Below are 16,428 nucleotides of genomic sequence, written 5' to 3'. Positions count from 1 at the left end.
TGTTCGAGATGAAGAATCTGCGTTATTTTCCACATGAACGGAATGTGTATTTCAAAGGAAAGCTGTTGACCGTCAGAGATTTCGAATCAGAACAGCGCTATTTCAATGACAAACGTCGGCTCACCAATCGGTTGCTTCACGGGGGTGGAGTGGTATGCGGTTTGCAGGTAATCGCTGTGGACGAAAAGCAGATTTCGATCGAGGCTGGAGTCGCTCTCGATTATCTCGGGAGGGAAATCGTGCTTCCCGAACCTGTGAAGCTGAAGCTGTCCATGATGGAAGGCTTTAGCAACAACGATTACGCGAAAAATGTGTACGTCTGCTTGGCTTATGATGAAAAAGGCAAAGAACAGGTCTTCTCCGTCTCTGAAACCGTCGAACAGGAAATGGCTGAATACAACCGAGTGGCAGAAGGATATCGGCTTTTTATCAAAGAGGAGGCACCACATCCTGCTTCCATCGAAGGGGTGCAACTGGTAGAGCAAAGAGTGCTACTATATGCAGATCCACAGGTGCGCATCTGGCAGGCGACTCCACGATACGTCAATCCGGGGGAAGTATTTTCATTACAGTTGCACATTGAGAAGACGGTACAAACCTCACGCGTGCAATTCCAATACAAGCTGGATGCACCAGGGCTGACAGTCTTGGAGAGCAGTGACGGTAGTGTATCCTTCCTAGAGTCTGTTGACGCGAAAGAGACGGATTATGTCGTCTCCATTCCGATCAAGGCTGGCTGGGATCGTGGAACGGTGGAGCTAGGAGTGCTGGGTGGCAAGGCAGAGGTTCGACTCGGCGATCGCTTGGTGTATACCGATCTCGTTTCTGTAGGAAAAATCGAAATCACGCCAGACGATCTGGTAGAGCGGCTCGTGTCCGATTACTACAGTCGCAAGCTGGATCAGGTGACACATGCGAACGAACAGCCTTTTCTTTATTTGGCAAAAGTATGCTTGCTGCAAATGAATGCGACTTATGTGATTGAGAAGGTCGTTCCTGTGCCATTTGGTGAGTACGTGTATACACCAGCGCTTTTGCAAAAGCTTGCGTTGCGTGCGCCGCAGGGAAAGCGAGTCGAGCAAGGGGCCCATGCGGATTCTTTTCGCGTGACCACGCGTGTAAAAGAAATTCCGGCAGGCGATAAGCCGCAGTTCGACGTGAGCTACGATAATCTGGCGTCTGTCTACCAGTTTGAGCTCGGACTGCCCCGGCCCGGAAAAGCAAATGAACAAGTAGCTACTGGCGTGGTAGAAATACCGATTGAGCCGTACTCGTCCAACTGGCCATTTGGAGTCAAGGTCGGCAATCGATATTTTTCTGAAGAGATCAAGCACTCCCTCGGAAAAGGAAACGTGTATGTCAGTGCAGGTATCGAGGATTTTCATGCAGATGTGATCGATGAGTTGCTTTCCCAACATGAGCAAGTGATGTACGGGCATAGCAGTGTTTTTGATGATTCGGAGTATGCGACAGATGCAGCGCATTTTGCTGTAGGGGTCATCGTTTATCCGCAAAAAGGAACGTTTCGGATCGGCGTCCAGGTGAAGGGACCTGTCCAGACAGATCGGGCAAGGATCAGGTGGTGGGCGATCAAACCGCTGGCAGCTGGGACAGAGGACGTGGCGCATCAAGATTCACAAGAGTAGCGAGGTTTGCTTCATTCTGTATTTATGCTACACTTTCTTAATGTAAGTACATATCAGCGTTAGACGGGAGGAGATCCAATGGCAACACATATCACAGATCATTCCGTTTTGAACAACGGGGTGAAGATGCCCTGGCTGGGTCTGGGTGTCTGGAAGGCGAAAGACGGAAACGAGACGTTGGCCGTCCGTTCCGCGATTGAGGCGGGCTATCGCAGTATAGACACGGCAGCCATCTACGGTAACGAAGTCGGCGTAGGCGAAGGAATCCGTCAAGCCGGGATTGATCGCGATCAATTGTTCATCACGACCAAGGTGTGGAATGCGGATCAAGGCTACGAGTCAACGCTGAAGGCTTTTGATGAAAGTATGAAAAAATTGGGTATCGATACGCTCGATTTGTACCTGATTCACTGGCCTGTAAAAGGCAAGTATGTAGATACATGGAGGGCCTTTGAAAAGCTGTACCGCGATGGATATGTACGTGCGATTGGCGTCAGTAATTTTCATAGCCACCATCTCGAGGATTTGCGCCAACATAGCGAGATCATTCCGGTAGTCAACCAAGTCGAGTATCATCCATTGCTTACCCAAAAAGAATTGCATGCGTATTGCAAAGAGCACCACATTCAACTAGAGGCATGGAGCCCGTTGATGCAAGGAAATCTCGATCATCCACTCTTGGTAGAATTGGGACAAAAATACGGCAAGTCTCCTGCACAAATTGTGCTTCGCTGGGATTTGGAAAACCAAGTGGTCACCATACCGAAGTCGATCACACCAGAGCGGATTCGCCAGAACGCAGATGTTTTTGACTTCTCCCTCAGTGCAGAGGATGTAGAAAAAATTAATGCGTTGAATGACAACAAGCGATTTGGGCCAGACCCAGATCATTTTGATTTTTAAGCAGACAACCATCGAGCAGGAAAGGGGAGCCGCGATAGATCGGCTACCCTTTTTTTATGTGTGTCTTCGGTACTTACATATTTGGTTGTACATCGATTTGTCAGAAAGCTTGAGGAACAGCGTGATGTCTGGCCGCAGATTGGCTTCGATAATCCACACCCGACCGCTTGCATCAATACCCATATCAAACCCAAAGACTTGCTGACGGGTATAATAGCTCGCCAACCGTTCCGCAGCGTGGAGGGCGATTCTCCGCAAGCGAGCAATAATCGTGGAGGAGGAAGCACCGTGAATCGACGAGCGTCGAATAGCTGTGCGGATTGGCAGCACCCTTCCTTTGCTTCTTTTGACATTGGTGATGATGTAGCCTCGTCCAGCTACTTTGGCGAGCATGCCAGTGACAACCCAAGGAGAGCCAGGTCTTCTTTGTACCATCACCCTAACATCGAACAAAGAACCGTTGACACGTGCCAGCGATATCCCGCGCTGAATCAGGTAAGGGGTTGTTATTTTCTTGCGCAGATACTGATAGGTCGAAAGCTTGCCGCGCAGCGTGTGCAGGGAGGACCCGCGCTGAACGCGGTATCTGCCTTTGGTTTTTCGAGTGAGCAGCATGACACCAGCTCCACCGCTGCCTGCTGCTGGCTTGGCTATGACCTTTTTGTATCGATCGAGAAAAGCATGCAAAGACTGTTTCGAAAACAGGCGTGTCTTGGGTAATGCCGAGATGAGCGCAGGACTTGCCCGCAGCACGTTATACTTGGTCAGTTTTGATTCGCTTTTTTTGCCCAATGAAGACATTCCCCCAATCGAGTTGTGAAGCATGGGATCTTGCTGTCAGTGTATGTCCTATCTAGTTTCAGCGCTTGTGGGAATGTCCTTGGGAACATAAAATGGGTAAAATCTGTAAGAGTCAGCTTTGGATTCGCTCTTTACTATGCTTTATTTTTTCGTATACTGAAAAGTAGCAAATTCGTTTCATCAGATGAAACGATCGGAACAAAGTAGGAAGCAGGTGTCAAACACTTATGGAAGAAGAACAAAAAGCAAACGTTCGGGCAGTCGATCGGGCTTTGGATATCCTGCTCTGTTTTACGGACGCTACGGATCTGGGCCTGAGCGAGATAGCGAGTCGACTCTCCTTGCATAAAAGTACTGTGCATCGTTTGCTGGCAACGCTGGAGAACAAAGGGTTTCTGATACGAGATGTTCAGACAGAGAAGTATCGACTTGGGTTCCGGGTTTGGGAGCTATCCGCCAATTTGTCGCAAAACGATGATCCAGCGACATTGCTGCTGCCGGAGATGGAGCGTTTGCGGGATTTGGTGGAGGAAACGATCAGTTTGTACGTGCGGGATGGAAACGAGCGGATACGCGTACAGGCAGTCCAAAGCAAGCAACCGATTCGCAGGGTGGCGCCAATCGGTGCGCGTATGCCACTCACGGTGGGGGCATCCAGCAAAGTACTTGTTGCGTACGCAGAGCCGTTCATTTTACAGGAAGTCATCAGCGACCCGGATTGGCCTGACTATGTGAACAAGGAGTCTTTTATTGAGCAATTGGATCAAATCAGGAAACAAGGCTTCGCGACTAGCGTGGAGGAACGGGAGCTGGGGACAGCAGCCGTAGCCGTCCCGATATTCAACCGCAACGGACAATTGGTAGCGTCTATTGCGGCGTCGGGTCCTTCCAACCGCCTGACTCCTGAAAAAATGAGCCAATATGCACCTTACATCATGGAAGCCGCCTATCGGATGGGAAAAATGATGAAATAACGAAGAAGCCAATCAAAACACACAGAGAATGTGTTTTGGTTGGCTTTATTTTTTGGACGATCGATGCGTAATCATTGTCGCACGGTTAACACCACGTTGCCTTTCTTGTGCCCCAGCTCCACATAGGAGTGAGCCTCCGCTGCTTGCTCTAGCGGATAAATGCGATCGATGATGGCACGTAGCTTGCCGGCCTCGATCAGCTCCTTTACATACCTCAAGTCTTTCGCGTTTTCCTTCGCGCTTCCACCTATTACCTTCTTACCGCTTGTCATGTTCGTCCATAACCCGCGAACGATTGGCAGAGGGCTAAAATGGACCGCTCGCAGGTAGTAGCCGTTCGGTGTCAGTCGCTCGACGCATGCCTGAAACGGACTCTTTCCAACCGTATCGAAAATGATATCGTAGACCGCAGCCTCGTCCTCGAAGTTCTCTTTTGTGTAATCGATGATTCGGTCGGCCCCCAACGATCTTACCAACTCTACATTTGCTGTGCTGCATACTCCGGTCACTTCCGCACCGAAATGCTTGGCGAGCTGCACCGCATACGTCCCGACGCTGCCAGAAGCACCGTATATGAGCACACGCCTGCCGCGCTGGATATTGCCCTTCCGGAGAAATTGCAAGGCAGTATAGGCACCGACCGGAACCGCGGCTGCTTCCTCAAACGTCATATTCGCAGGCTTCAGCGAGATACAACCGCTCTCAGGTAAGCATTTGTATTCGGCATACGCGCCGAATCCGTTTCCGCAGGCAGCATAGACGAAATCCCCCGGTTTAAACTGAGAAACACTACTTCCCGTTGATTCGACCACCCCGGCTAATTCGAAGCCGAGAATCTTGATTTTCCTCGGTTTCCACAGACCATTGAACAGACGTGCCAAGAAAGGATCTGCCTTGCGTAAACGCCAATCCCCCGCTGCGGCAGTTGCAGCATAGACTTTGATTAATACCTCGTCGTCCTTTGGGACCGGCTTGGCGACATCCCGGAGCTGCAGGACATTTGGTGGCCCGTATTGCTCGTATACGATCGCTTTCATCTTTTCGCCCTCCAATTAGCCTTGGCTGTTTCCTTATTTTATACGGAGTCATTTGATTAAAGTTCTATTTTTATTTTTTGAATAGGAGTGCTGATTTTTTGGTTACTCGAATAAAAAACTTTACTCAAGTTAATTTATGTACTACTATAAACAAAAGTAGAAATATGGAAAAAGGAGAACAAGATGGCAGAAGCATTATCATTACGTGAGAAAAAGAAAGCAAAAACCAAATTCGCCCTTCTGGACGCTGCCTTGGAGCTTATAGGCGACGGGAGCTTCCGAAATGTACTGGTGGATGACATTTGTGAACGAGCAGAGGTGTCGAAGGTCACATTCTTTAAATTTTTCCCGCAAAAAGAAGAGCTCTTGATTTATTACATGAGCATATGGCAAGCAGAGTGCTTTGTTGAGCTGCGGAGTACTGGCAAGCGGGGATGGGAAGCCGTTCGGCATATTTTTGCCAAGGTTACGCGCGATAGCGAGAAGCAACCTGGGATCATGCTTAGCCTTATCAGCTTTTTAGCCGAGCAAAAAATGCACCCATGTGTACCGCTTTTATCTGATGCTGAATTGTATCTGCGCTTCCCTGAGCATGAGGATAGGGAAGCCATTAGAGCGACTGATCTTCATCAGATGTTGCAAAAGTGCGTACAAGAAGCAGTCGAAGATGGTCAGCTTGCCCTTCACCTGTCAGAGGAGGAAGCCGTAATTCTGTTATTCTCAATGTTTTACGGAGCCTATCTGACTGCCCATTTGTTTCATGTATCTGATTATATGGCGTGTTACGAGCTGCACCTCAAATCTTTGATAAGGTAGGGGAGTCGGATGGCAAAAGTAGTTCCGGGACGTTTTACCGCACAAATGGAAGGTCCTTTCGTCGTATTTATCATCGGGATGCGAATCAACCGTATGCTTGCGGTTCACAAGTGGATGCCAGTTGCTAATGCTATGGGAGGCATGATGCGAGAGTTGTATCAGCACCCGGAGCTCGGACTGTTGGGTCACACTTCGCATGTTAATTTGCGTGAAATCACCCAAATCCAGTACTGGCGATCCTATGAGCATTTGGAAAATTACGCGAGAAAAAGCCACAATCATCTGAGCGCGTGGAGGAAGTTCAACCAAGCGGTAGGAACGGATGGAACGGTTGGGATTTTTCACGAGACGTACTTGGTCGATGCGGGAAAATACGAATGCCTATACGGAAATATGCCTGTCTGGGGATTGGCCAAGGCAGGTGAGCATCTACCGGCAGTGGGAAAAAGGGAGACGGCACGCCGGCGTTTGGGCGGTGAGAATGAGCCAGCGGTACCTACGCCTGCACCTTGATCGATTGACGTCAAAGTCAATTAGGAAGCTACTTTTACATGCAAGCCCGTGACCTTCCGGCTCGACTCCCTCCGTCCGTTGCGAGAGCCATCCGAACAGCCATAGAATCACAAGCACCGAAACCTCGGTACGCTGCTGGCTACATGGCCAGTACCAACCTGGTATCGTTTAGTGCTAGCCATTCGGTGATGATAAAACTTTTCCCTAAACCGTGTCACAAAAAAAAGCCCTCTAAAGACTTATGTGTAAATCGATTGGAGGGATGAAAAGATGGAAAAATGGGATGTTGCCGTTATCGGCGGAGGAATGAGCGGTTGGGTTGCCGCTGCGTATGCAGTGAAAGCTGGCCTGCGGGTGATGCTAACTGAAAAAGCGAGGATGTTTGGCGGAAGGGCCCTAACGGTTCATAAGAATGGAGTGTTCCTTAGTCTGGGAGCGCATGCGATTTACAGAGATGGTGAATGCTATCGTATCCTCAATGAGCTTGGCGCAACACCAGATGGCAACGTACCGGCAATGGCTGGTCATATGCTACGAGAGAAACAGCTCCATGACTTGCCCGGCTCTCCCATTTCGCTTATGACATCACGTTTGCTTTCGATCAGGGGCAAACTAGAGCTGGCTCGCATTATGATGTCCCTAAAAAAGCTGGACAAACGAAACCTTCCACAAGGCTCGCTGAAGGAATGGGCGGAACGATCCATCCGTGAACCGGAGGTCAGACACATGATTTATGCCTTTTGCCGTACGGCCACTTTTGCACACAGGCCAGAGATTCAATCGGCCGGTCCGGTACTGCGACAAGTGAGTCATGTCCTTAATGGCGGAGCAGTATATGTGAACGGTGGATGGAGTTCCATTATAGAGCGGCTGTGCCAAACAGCGATGAAGGCGGGTGTACGGGCCGAGACGGGGAAAGCCGTGGTTAGCGTCACTCGGCAAACGTCGGCCAAGCCGGATTCAGTAGAAAGCTTCTACGAAATCCAGTTCGCGGACGGTGAGGTCCGTTATGCAAATGCAGTCATCTTGGCCGTCCCTCCGACCGAATGCTGCAAAATCGTTAGCGGCTCCGAGAAGACAGCGCTCGAAAGATGGCGTCGTCAAGCGCGACCAGTCACGACAGCCTGTCTTGATCTCGGGATGCGAAGGCTACCTAATCCAAAAGTACAGTTTGTCATGGGGCTTGATTCTCCTTTTCTATTTAGTAATCAGTCGAGAGCGGCGAAGCTTAGCGATAACGGTGGGCTTGCGGTTCATATCCTGAAATATCACGGTTCTTCGCAGCCTGACGCTGAGCAGGATAAAGCCGATCTGGAGCGAACGATGGATATTTTGCAGCCAGGATGGAGGAAGGAATTGCAAGCGACTCAATATTTACCCCATATAACGGTTGTTCACGACTATGCTCACACTGAACGCATGGAAGTGCCCGGGCCTGCTGTCCCTGAGTTGCCAAATCTTTATATCGCTGGCGATTGGGCCGGACATGGCGAACTGCTTGTGGATGCCGCGGCGGCCAGCGCCAAACGCGCCGTTGTTGAATTACTAAATCGATCAATGCCGAAACAAGGGGAGTACCATGAATATCGCAGAACAATATGAAATGTATAGACCGTTGTTATTTTCGATTGCTTATCGGTTGCTTGGCAGTGTATCCGATGCCGAAGATATTGTACAGGAGGCGTTTGTGGTTTGGACGGAACGAGGCGGTGAGAGATCCGTTACCAACACAAAATCGTATCTTTGTCGTATCGCTTCTAATTTGTGCGCAGACCGAATTCGGAAACAGACCAAACAACGGGAAACTTATATCGGTCCGTGGCTGCCCGATCCGTTGGTCGAAGGAAGGGGTGGCCCCGAGGATATTTGCATAAGGAGAGATACGATCAGCACGGCCTATTTGCTCTTGCTGCTACAATTGAGTGAAGTCGAACGCATCATCTTTGTTTTGCGAGAGGCGTTCGGCTTCAGCTATGAAGAAATTGCCGATTTGACCGGCAAAAGTGTAGCCAACTGCCGACAAATCTTTCACCGGGCAAGGCGAGGCATGCCGCGCTCTACGGAAGAGGAGGCCCCGACGTCAACACAAACAGCGCGTGCGCATCATATCGTTCGGCAGTTCATGCAATCGTTCGAAAGCGGTGACATCAGTCGTGTGATGGAACTGCTAACGGCGGACGTTGCACTTATCATGGATGGCGGCGGTAAGGTGAAAGCAGCGCTTAACCCGATTCTTACAACGGAACGGGTTATTGCTTTCTTTACTGGGACGGCCAGCAAGCTTCCAGAAGGCATGGTTTATCACCATGCAACGGTTAACGGATTGCCAGGCTTCCTATTAATGATCGGTGAAACTGTACATTATGTCCTATCCGTGGCGCTCGAAGGTAACCGTATCTCAAGATTTTATATGACGGTGAACCCTGACAAGCTTGTCCACCTGAACATGGCAAAGACTTCACCATTTTAGACGGCGAAGTCCGGAAGCTGCCTAAAGGATAGATTCCCTTATGTCGGGACTGTAAAAGCTAGGGAAAAGACATGATAGATAACCAAGATCAGCTGCGCAAATCTGACCTCACTTCAATTGAGTTATATTCACGAATGACTTCTTGTGCAGCTCGTCTCGCACTAGCAAAAACCGCGTCTGCTAAAACTTCACCTCGTCCAGTCCAATCACCGGCCACATACAACCCGTACACTTCTGGAACGGAGGGGCCATAGCTTTTATCGATCCTATCGATAGAATCAAAGTCGTGAGCAACTTTAATTTTCGGCAAAAATTGACAGGCAACCTGTTCATTTTTCCATCCAGGTTGTATAAAGTCTAATGCCTCCTCCAATTGGCTTTCTTCGTTCCTTGAGTGGTCCGAGCCGAAACCGATATCTTTGCATGCAAGCTCCGGGTAAGGTACAAATGTATTCGTCCTGCAAACAGCGTAATGAGCTGACGAATCATGGAATCGCGTCGCCTTTTGCAGGCGCGTACGCACCTTTAACGGTGATTCCCAGCTCCTGTAGAACTTCTTCGGCAGCTCCACCTTTGTAAAGTGCATGGAGGCCAAGGTTGAGAGAAGCTCCATTCTTTTTGATCGTTGCTGCCCGTCCCCCAAGCTGACTTGATTTTTCTATCAGAACGACTGACAGACCAGCTCTTGCCAAATAAATGGAACTAGTTAATCCGGACAACCGGCCGCCGATTACTAAGTAAATAAACAAGTAGATACAAAAAGGTCGCCCAGATCATGCGGGCGACCTTTTTCATCAAAAGTCGGGCAGATTATCCAAATTGTTTTCCTTAATCCCGTCTGGCTCACTCCGCAGAATGTCTCTCCCATACTTGTGAAACACGTCTACATGAGCCAGCTTGCCAGCCTTTGCGTCGTTGAGTGCGGTGATATAGTCGAGCTCACGGCCGGAGTCTGTTTTAAAGGCGATCAAGTCTCCATCGTCGTTTTTCCTGACGGCCACGATTTGCTCTTTTCCTGTATTCGTCAGTGGGCTGTTATCTTCATTTTCCTGGATCGCCTGTTGTTCTCCAGCATTTTTGTAGGCTTCATAAATTTGTTCAAAGTTCCGTTGATCCATGCATCATCCCTCCTCATAAGTAGGGTGCCTAAAACGGAGGAGAACATGCATTCGTTTTGGTTTTCGGGGACTATGCTCGCTGTGCACTAAGAGGAAGTAAGTTCGCTGCTATCCGCTTATATTTTTCCTGGTCGTGGATGCGATAGTACAGGCTCCGCAAAAAGTTTTTCATATTGATTCGTCCCGTATACGCTTCGATCGAATAGCCACTATCCAAACGATTCGCAAAACTCCGAACCCAGCCATCGAGATCATCCAAGGAGAGTTCATCACGATTCCAGACGGAAAGGACAGCAGTCACCAAGCGCTCATCTTCTTCGTACGCGTAAACCGATTTCGCCCCTGCGATTGTTTCACGGATGACTCCGAGAATTTGCTTCAGGTCTGCTTGCTCCAGTTCCGGGCATTGGGCGAGGTCATCGAGTGCATCTGCAGTATGAGCAATTGCATGCGCCCAGCCTTTTTCTTCTACATAGCCGCGCAGGTCTGTCTCTTGCCGTATGTATGTGAACAGTTTGTCTTTGACGTAATAAATGGCTTCTTTAGCGAGGAAGGGGTGGTTCCGATGCAGGATCAGGATAAGAGGCAGCAATAGCACGGAAAAAGAGCGCGTAAATACTGAGTCTGTACCACTTTCGCCTATGCGATAAAATAAGTGCTGATCATCAAGTGCGATCGCAAGCAGCTCTTGCAACTGCTCAGGGGTAAGCACACCTTCCTCTATCCAATGAGAGAACGTGGAATAGATGAGCTCATCGCGCAGCTGGGGATCGGGCGAACCGATGTGTGCAACCATTTCGAGCGCCAATTCAAAAGCGTTAGGCGGCGCCAGAAAGCTGTTTGTCCGAATTGCGAGCAATGTTTCTTTTAATGACATTTTCTCATCTCCTTTATTTTCCTAATTTTACAACAAAAAATCAGGAAGAAGAAATAGAAAGAAAAGAGCAGATTGCCAGAGCCTGCCCTTTTCAAACATGCTGTTGCACTTATTCGTTTGTCAGGCGCAGCAGCCAGTCCTTAATGTCAACGATGCGCCATGTTTGGGGGCGAGTAGATGTCCCGGTTACTAGCAGGGGGACGAGTGAGTCACCCTCGTGCAGTGATCCGTGAGCCGCTCCACCGATATGGGTGGGGGAGCTTTCTGTAATGAGCTCATGCCCAGGCTGAACAGTAACGACCACATATCTGCCATCATGAGAATTCATCGCACCGTAAAGCCTCGCCAAAACATCCGGATACTTTCCATATGTGATACGGTTTTTGTTGATGGTAATATCGAGCAGACGCGGATCACCACCGAAGGCCCATGATTGACCGTATGGATCGGTAAAGCGACCATTTGGCTGGTAAGTAAACTGTCGTTTTACTATGCCTGCTGTTACGACAACCTTTTTGCCTTCCTTCCTCGCAATGATGTCCAGCTTCGGTTCACGCTGCAAACGGTTAACGATATCGGATAACGGAATACGTGGGTCCAGGGCATAAATATAGGCCATCCGTTCGTTGGTTGCTATCACGATTTGGTCAGTGGGTGTGACGGGTCGACCGATTTTCGCGATCTGATAGGGGTTCAAAAAGTCGCGTAAATCAATGGCAGCGACTTGGCGATCATCCAGAACAGCGCTCTGGGCACTGTCTCCCATGACGATCCAGCGTGCTTCCTTGATTGCCTTGTCCCACGAACCAAAAGCATCAAGCACGGTTTGCAGCGCTTTATCTGCTTTTTCAACCCCTTCAATGCTAGCTGCTCCTTTTATATGCACCTCCATGTCATTTTCCGGCAAGTACGCGATGGTAAGAGGGGGGAGCTTCTTGTTGTTGATGAGATAAGCGATCTCCTGCGCGGAGAACTCATCGTTCATCCCGTATTTTCGCCAAATACGCTTTTCACTCTTTTGATTCGGATCTAACTGAGCAAATGCTGCATACGACAGCAGTTTTGGTCCGTTCACATTCACCACGCCCGGCAAACGCGTGCTGAATTCAACGAGACGGGGAATCTGTAAGGTGTGTGCCGTTTTTCCTCGCCAAATAATACCATTGATCGAAGCGGTATCCTTGCCTTTTTCTGCCAGTTCCTCATGAATGGTTTTCGTATGCGGATTGAGCTGGGCCAGGTTCAATTGATGAAGGATATCCAGCAGCACTTGTGGCTGATCGATTTTCAGGCCCTCTTTGGGACCGTAGCCGTAATAAATCATCCGTTTTTCCTTGTCATTGAACCAGGATAATCCCGGTACATGATGCCGATCTGCATATGTCCCCGTGAGCAAGGTGCTGTCGATGGTTACGGACATGGTGGGAAAAGAGCTCACAACCTCCGGGTAATAGCGCCCGTTTGCAAGTAAATAACCCAAAGCAGGAGCGCGGCCTTGGCGGATCGCTTCTTTTAGAGATTTGTCCATTAACGAATCAATGAGAATGAGCAGGACAGGCTTTTGCGATTCTTTTCTCTCGGCTGAGGGCTGAGCCTTTTGGCTTTGCTGACGGATTTGGGAGGCTGAGTCTGGCTTGCAGCCGAGCACAGTCAGACTCAGCGCCAGCAGGAGAAGGATGGCGTATGTGAATCGCGACTTCATGTTTCCATTCCTTTCCGTGAATTGGTTCTCTCTATTTTTTGTTTTCGCCGAAAAATTATTCTCCAAGGCTGGCTCCATTACCCTTCCGGCAACAGATGAGAGATCTCTACAACCTTTCCTTTTTCCAAAAACAAACGAGGGATGCGATTACTGAGGGTGGCAACGACTTCATAGTTGATCGTCCCGAGCATTTCGGCAATCTCATCGACAGTAATCTCGTGGTTTCCTTGCTTGCCGTAAATCACGACCTCATCGCCTTGCTTTCCACTACCGCCTTCTCCCAAGCTAACCATCATCTGATCCATCGTCACTCGCCCTGCGATTGGCAAACGTCTGCCTCGATACAAAACAAATCCTCTGTTAGAGAGCGCGCGCGAATAACCGTCGGCATAACCGATTGGAACCGTGCCGATGACCTCTCCGCGCTTTGCTATGTATGTAGCGCCATAACTGATGGTATACGGTGGGGTCAGCATTGTTTTTACATAGGAGAAGCGCGATTTCAAGCTGAGCGCCGGAACGAGCTTGACGCGATTGAGTTGTCGGATATAAGCGGATGGATAAAGCCCATACATGCCGATCCCGAGGCGGATCATATCGGCGCTGTATTCGGGAAAAGCAATGGTAGCGGCGGTGTTGTTCATGTGTACGGTCGGAAGCTCGAAGCCTCTTTCCTTTAGATGATGAAGATAAGTAACAAATAACTCGTGTTGCGCTTTGGTCAATGTGTGATCAGGCTCATCCGCAGTGGAAAAATGAGTGAAGATTCCGGCCCATGCAAGGGAAGAGCTTGACGTTAAAGCCTTTACGACTGAAAGCAACCCAGATTTTGTCCGTACGCCCAAACGACCCATCCCGGTGTCTACATTGATATGGATACTCAGACGATTGGAGAAAGCCGTTGATTTGACAATTTTATCGGCTTTTTTAATCCAATCGGTCTGAAACGCGGACAGCTCTATATTCCAGGCGACCGCCTCTTTGACACGTGAAAGAGGCGTGAATCCCAGCACGAGTATAGGTGCTACAATTCCCGCTTTTCGTAAGACGATGCCTTCTTCCAGGATAGCGACAGCGAGGGAGGTAGCCCCGTACTCGAGGGCATGGCGGGCTACTCCGGCAGAACCATGGCCATAGGCATTCGCTTTTACAACCGCCATGATTTTCGTCTGTTCAGGAATATGCCGGCGTATCGCCCGAATGTTTTTCTTGATGGCATCGAGATTTACCTCGATCCAGGTTTCGCGAAACAACTGTTTCATCACGAATCCCTCCCTTTTTCTAGGGAAACAATTCCCTCTTCCATGCGTATTCACGGCACCAGCCACTTAAGCGTGGCCCATCAAGAAGAGATAACAAAAAGCGTTTTCGAAGTAATGATTGGGGTTATTCAAGAGAGCAATCTGAAAGAAATCAATGCATGATATATTTGCGATGACTGAAAAAATGAGTTGATCAATGATGAGGGACGGACATGAACAAAAAAACAACGATTTATAAAACTTTCTAACTATTTTGCGATAACAATCAAACCGTTTACAGCCTCCCTTCGTTTCCTTTGATAGAACCGTTAAAAAACATGTGTGAAATGGAGGAAGAATCATGAAGAAGACCGTGTTACTAGCAGCTCTACTGCTCTTTGTCTTTACTTCTGCCGGAATGTCAACCTATGCACAAATGGACGGTAAGCCGGCGTCCCAGGCGACACCAAATTCCAGCCAAAGTGATCAGGTCATCCGGGTGTACGGACCAGGTGGACCACTTGGACCGATCAAGGAAGCTGCTGAACAATTTTCAGCTGAAACAGGAATGAAGGTGGAAGTAACAGCCGGACCAGAGGGAAATTGGATCGGTCAAGCAAAGCAAGATGCAGATATTATTTTCGGTGGCTCCGAGTATATGCTGCAGGACTTCAACTTTAACCACCCCGAAATGCTCGACACGAAATCACGTACGGAGCTTTACCCGCGTGCTGCAGGAATATTGGTGAGGAAAGGAAATCCTAAGAAGATTGAAAGCCTGGAGGATTTAACGAAAAAGGGAGTAAAAATACTCGATGTGAATGGGGCTGGCCAGCTTGGCCTGTGGGAAGACTTGGCAGGCAGAAAAGGGCTGATTGAAGGCATTTCCTCAAATATTAACCTTTCTGTAAAGTCGAGTGCCGAGGCCATTGAACGATGGAAATCGAATTCCAGCCTGGACGCCTGGATTACCTATGAATCGTGGCATTACCGACTGAAGGATGTGACTGACCTGGTCGAACTGCCCGAAGAAGAAAAGCTCTATCGTGGAACGCCGATCGCCCTGACGAAAATCACTGATCAGAAAAAAGAGGCACAGCAATTTATTGATTATTTAAAAACGGAAGAATCTCACCAAATCTTTCAAAAATGGGGCTGGAAGTAAGGACGAGTCTTACATCTAAAAAACGGGGAGGAACATACATGAAAAAAGCAGTTTTTACCCTTGCGATACTTTTGATTGTTTTTGCTTTGGCTGCCTGTGGAAAAAGCACGGAGGTAAAAACAGAAACGGTTCAACCCCCGGCTGACAGCCTCCAGCTTTTGAAGAATGAGAAAGCTGGAGAGTACCTTGCGGATCCACAGGGAAGGGCCCTGTATTACTTCAAAAAGGACGAAGCAGGAAAAAGCAATTGTAGCGGAGACTGCCTGGCAAACTGGCCGGCATTTACCCTGGAGGATTTCGCCGTCCCGGAAGGTTTTGACAAAAAGGATTTCGATACGATCACAAGAGAAGACAACGGGAAGAAGCAGGTTACGTATAAAGGCTTTCCTCTCTATTATTTTGCAAAAGACCAGCAAGAAGGGGATGTAAACGGACAAGGAGTAAAAGATGTATGGTTTGTCTTAAACAGCGAAACAGCATTTGAATAAGCCTGCCCAGGGAACGATCAGTCGCGATCGTTCTCTTCTTTACTTTTAAAATAGTGTTATGGCAATATATTTTTATCCAAAAGCAGGGAGTGCCACATGAAAGAAAATTACGATGCGGAATTAATGCGATTGGTAAACGAAAAAAATGGTCACGCATTAGAGGAGCTCTATGATCGATATATAAAGCTTGTTTACGGCTTCGTTATGAAGTTTTGCAATGGGAACGAGGATAAGACGAAAGAGATTATTCAATTGGTCTTTTTGAGGCTATGGACAACAAACAGTCATTACGATCCTGCTCAAGGCAGCTTTGTAAATTGGCTCCTCACGATCACCCGCAATATATGCATTGACTACCTCCGCAAAGAGAAGAGGCATACACAACACCATCAAGAGGAACATGAAGAGATCGCTGACCCTGAAAATGCAGTTGAGCAACGAGTAAATACGAATGATATTGCGATGGCGAAAAACAAATTGCCGACGGCGCAAAGAAAATTAATCGATTTGCTTTATTGGAAAGGGTATTCTCTTTCAGAGATCGCCAAGCTGGAACAAGAGCCGCTCGGCACGATTAAAAGCAGGCTTCACCAGGCTCTTAAAGGATTGAGGAAGCATCTGGAACTGGAGGACATAAAATGAGAAGGGTTTGTGATGATTTAATTCCATATATAGCA

Annotated in this window: 18 protein-coding genes; 10 read left to right on the top strand and 8 right to left on the bottom strand. The window is 48.6% G+C overall.

Annotated features, from left to right (window positions below; genetic code table 11):
• Window positions 1-8: 8 nt before the first annotated feature.
• On the top strand, window positions 9-1,646 hold the full coding sequence (locus ACKKE8_RS22700) for a hypothetical protein (RefSeq protein ID WP_409175003.1): 1,638 nt from the start codon (window positions 9-11) through the stop codon (window positions 1,644-1,646).
• Between the two features lie 78 nt (window positions 1,647-1,724).
• Window positions 1,725-2,549, top strand: coding sequence for an aldo/keto reductase (locus ACKKE8_RS22695; RefSeq protein ID WP_409175002.1), 825 nt, complete (start codon window positions 1,725-1,727; stop codon window positions 2,547-2,549).
• A 54-nt stretch (window positions 2,550-2,603) separates the two neighbouring features.
• On the opposite strand, the gene ACKKE8_RS22690 is transcribed toward ACKKE8_RS22695, so the two are convergent.
• Window positions 2,604-3,341, bottom strand: coding sequence for a YheC/YheD family protein (locus ACKKE8_RS22690; protein WP_409175001.1), 738 nt, complete (start codon window positions 3,339-3,341; stop codon window positions 2,604-2,606).
• 236 nt (window positions 3,342-3,577) lie between these two features.
• Between ACKKE8_RS22690 and ACKKE8_RS22685 the strand changes: the two genes are divergently transcribed.
• Window positions 3,578-4,324 carry an IclR family transcriptional regulator gene (locus tag ACKKE8_RS22685; RefSeq protein ID WP_409175000.1) on the top strand — a complete coding sequence of 249 codons (747 nt, stop codon included), beginning with the start codon at window positions 3,578-3,580 and terminating at the stop codon, window positions 4,322-4,324.
• A gap of 71 nt (window positions 4,325-4,395) precedes the next feature.
• Here ACKKE8_RS22685 and ACKKE8_RS22680 read toward each other — a convergent pair whose 3' ends face one another.
• A complete protein-coding gene (locus ACKKE8_RS22680; protein WP_409174999.1) occupies window positions 4,396-5,361 on the bottom strand; it encodes an NAD(P)-dependent alcohol dehydrogenase in 966 nt (321 codons plus the stop codon).
• 183 nt (window positions 5,362-5,544) lie between these two features.
• Between ACKKE8_RS22680 and ACKKE8_RS22675 the strand changes: the two genes are divergently transcribed.
• From ACKKE8_RS22675 to sigJ, 4 genes are all read left to right on the top strand, one after another.
• Window positions 5,545-6,177 carry a TetR/AcrR family transcriptional regulator gene (locus ACKKE8_RS22675; protein WP_409174998.1) on the top strand — a complete coding sequence of 211 codons (633 nt, stop codon included), beginning with the start codon at window positions 5,545-5,547 and terminating at the stop codon, window positions 6,175-6,177.
• 9 nt (window positions 6,178-6,186) lie between these two features.
• Window positions 6,187-6,690, top strand: coding sequence for a DUF4188 domain-containing protein (locus ACKKE8_RS22670; RefSeq protein WP_409174997.1), 504 nt, complete (start codon window positions 6,187-6,189; stop codon window positions 6,688-6,690).
• Window positions 6,691-6,960: 270 nt separating this feature from the next.
• Complete coding sequence (locus tag ACKKE8_RS22665) at window positions 6,961-8,292, top strand: phytoene desaturase family protein (protein ID WP_409174996.1); 1,332 nt, start codon at window positions 6,961-6,963, stop codon at window positions 8,290-8,292.
• Window positions 8,270-9,160 (top strand): RNA polymerase sigma factor SigJ, encoded by an 891-nt coding sequence (gene sigJ / locus ACKKE8_RS22660; RefSeq protein WP_409174995.1) that lies wholly within the window; start codon window positions 8,270-8,272, stop codon window positions 9,158-9,160. Before ACKKE8_RS22665 ends, sigJ begins: the two co-directional genes overlap by 23 nt.
• A gap of 88 nt (window positions 9,161-9,248) precedes the next feature.
• On the opposite strand, the gene ACKKE8_RS22655 is transcribed toward sigJ, so the two are convergent.
• The 6 genes from ACKKE8_RS22655 to alr form a co-directional block, all read right to left on the bottom strand.
• Window positions 9,249-9,533 (bottom strand): hypothetical protein, encoded by a 285-nt coding sequence (locus ACKKE8_RS22655; protein ID WP_409174994.1) that lies wholly within the window; start codon window positions 9,531-9,533, stop codon window positions 9,249-9,251.
• A gap of 112 nt (window positions 9,534-9,645) precedes the next feature.
• On the bottom strand, window positions 9,646-9,879 hold the full coding sequence (locus ACKKE8_RS22650) for an NAD(P)-binding protein (RefSeq protein ID WP_409174993.1): 234 nt from the start codon (window positions 9,877-9,879) through the stop codon (window positions 9,646-9,648).
• Between the two features lie 75 nt (window positions 9,880-9,954).
• Window positions 9,955-10,278, bottom strand: a complete 324-nt coding sequence (locus ACKKE8_RS22645) for a DUF3892 domain-containing protein (protein ID WP_409174992.1) — start codon at window positions 10,276-10,278, stop codon at window positions 9,955-9,957.
• Between the two features lie 70 nt (window positions 10,279-10,348).
• A complete protein-coding gene (locus tag ACKKE8_RS22640) occupies window positions 10,349-11,155 on the bottom strand; it encodes a DUF2785 domain-containing protein (protein ID WP_409174991.1) in 807 nt (268 codons plus the stop codon).
• A gap of 109 nt (window positions 11,156-11,264) precedes the next feature.
• The gene (locus ACKKE8_RS22635; RefSeq protein WP_409174990.1) at window positions 11,265-12,857 is read right to left on the bottom strand and encodes an alkaline phosphatase family protein; all 1,593 of its coding nucleotides are present in this window, start codon (window positions 12,855-12,857) and stop codon (window positions 11,265-11,267) included.
• Between the two features lie 77 nt (window positions 12,858-12,934).
• Window positions 12,935-14,119: an alanine racemase gene (alr, locus tag ACKKE8_RS22630; RefSeq protein WP_409174989.1), complete on the bottom strand. Its 1,185-nt coding sequence runs from the start codon at window positions 14,117-14,119 to the stop codon at window positions 12,935-12,937.
• Window positions 14,120-14,459: 340 nt separating this feature from the next.
• Here alr and ACKKE8_RS22625 point away from each other — a divergent pair, with 340 nt between their 5' ends.
• From ACKKE8_RS22625 to ACKKE8_RS22615, 3 genes are all read left to right on the top strand, one after another.
• Window positions 14,460-15,263 (top strand): extracellular solute-binding protein, encoded by an 804-nt coding sequence (locus tag ACKKE8_RS22625; RefSeq protein WP_409174988.1) that lies wholly within the window; start codon window positions 14,460-14,462, stop codon window positions 15,261-15,263.
• Between the two features lie 38 nt (window positions 15,264-15,301).
• Window positions 15,302-15,751 (top strand): hypothetical protein, encoded by a 450-nt coding sequence (locus tag ACKKE8_RS22620; protein WP_409174987.1) that lies wholly within the window; start codon window positions 15,302-15,304, stop codon window positions 15,749-15,751.
• A gap of 96 nt (window positions 15,752-15,847) precedes the next feature.
• Window positions 15,848-16,393 (top strand): RNA polymerase sigma factor, encoded by a 546-nt coding sequence (locus ACKKE8_RS22615; RefSeq protein WP_409174986.1) that lies wholly within the window; start codon window positions 15,848-15,850, stop codon window positions 16,391-16,393.
• Window positions 16,394-16,428: the final 35 nt, after the last annotated feature.

The organism is Brevibacillus fortis, from assembly GCF_046196545.1.
Lineage (GTDB): Bacteria > Bacillota > Bacilli > Brevibacillales > Brevibacillaceae > Brevibacillus > Brevibacillus fortis_A.
This window is presented reverse-complemented; position numbering and strand designations above follow the sequence as displayed.

What these genes read in the sequence shown, in the direction of transcription:
- alr (WP_409174989.1), bottom strand. Translation starts at nt 14,119, where the DNA reads ATGAAACAGTTGTTTCGCGAAACCTGGATCGAGGTAAATCTCGATGCC.
- ACKKE8_RS22635 (WP_409174990.1), bottom strand. Translation starts at nt 12,857, where the DNA reads ATGAAGTCGCGATTCACATACGCCATCCTTCTCCTGCTGGCGCTGAGT.
- ACKKE8_RS22620 (WP_409174987.1), top strand. Translation starts at nt 15,302, where the DNA reads ATGAAAAAAGCAGTTTTTACCCTTGCGATACTTTTGATTGTTTTTGCT.
- ACKKE8_RS22680 (WP_409174999.1), bottom strand. Translation starts at nt 5,361, where the DNA reads ATGAAAGCGATCGTATACGAGCAATACGGGCCACCAAATGTCCTGCAG.
- ACKKE8_RS22645 (WP_409174992.1), bottom strand. Translation starts at nt 10,278, where the DNA reads ATGGATCAACGGAACTTTGAACAAATTTATGAAGCCTACAAAAATGCT.
- ACKKE8_RS22685 (WP_409175000.1), top strand. Translation starts at nt 3,578, where the DNA reads ATGGAAGAAGAACAAAAAGCAAACGTTCGGGCAGTCGATCGGGCTTTG.
- ACKKE8_RS22615 (WP_409174986.1), top strand. Translation starts at nt 15,848, where the DNA reads ATGAAAGAAAATTACGATGCGGAATTAATGCGATTGGTAAACGAAAAA.
- sigJ (WP_409174995.1), top strand. Translation starts at nt 8,270, where the DNA reads ATGAATATCGCAGAACAATATGAAATGTATAGACCGTTGTTATTTTCG.
- ACKKE8_RS22675 (WP_409174998.1), top strand. Translation starts at nt 5,545, where the DNA reads ATGGCAGAAGCATTATCATTACGTGAGAAAAAGAAAGCAAAAACCAAA.
- ACKKE8_RS22625 (WP_409174988.1), top strand. Translation starts at nt 14,460, where the DNA reads ATGAAGAAGACCGTGTTACTAGCAGCTCTACTGCTCTTTGTCTTTACT.
- ACKKE8_RS22700 (WP_409175003.1), top strand. Translation starts at nt 9, where the DNA reads ATGAAGAATCTGCGTTATTTTCCACATGAACGGAATGTGTATTTCAAA.
- ACKKE8_RS22670 (WP_409174997.1), top strand. Translation starts at nt 6,187, where the DNA reads ATGGCAAAAGTAGTTCCGGGACGTTTTACCGCACAAATGGAAGGTCCT.
- ACKKE8_RS22640 (WP_409174991.1), bottom strand. Translation starts at nt 11,155, where the DNA reads ATGTCATTAAAAGAAACATTGCTCGCAATTCGGACAAACAGCTTTCTG.
- ACKKE8_RS22695 (WP_409175002.1), top strand. Translation starts at nt 1,725, where the DNA reads ATGGCAACACATATCACAGATCATTCCGTTTTGAACAACGGGGTGAAG.
- ACKKE8_RS22665 (WP_409174996.1), top strand. Translation starts at nt 6,961, where the DNA reads ATGGAAAAATGGGATGTTGCCGTTATCGGCGGAGGAATGAGCGGTTGG.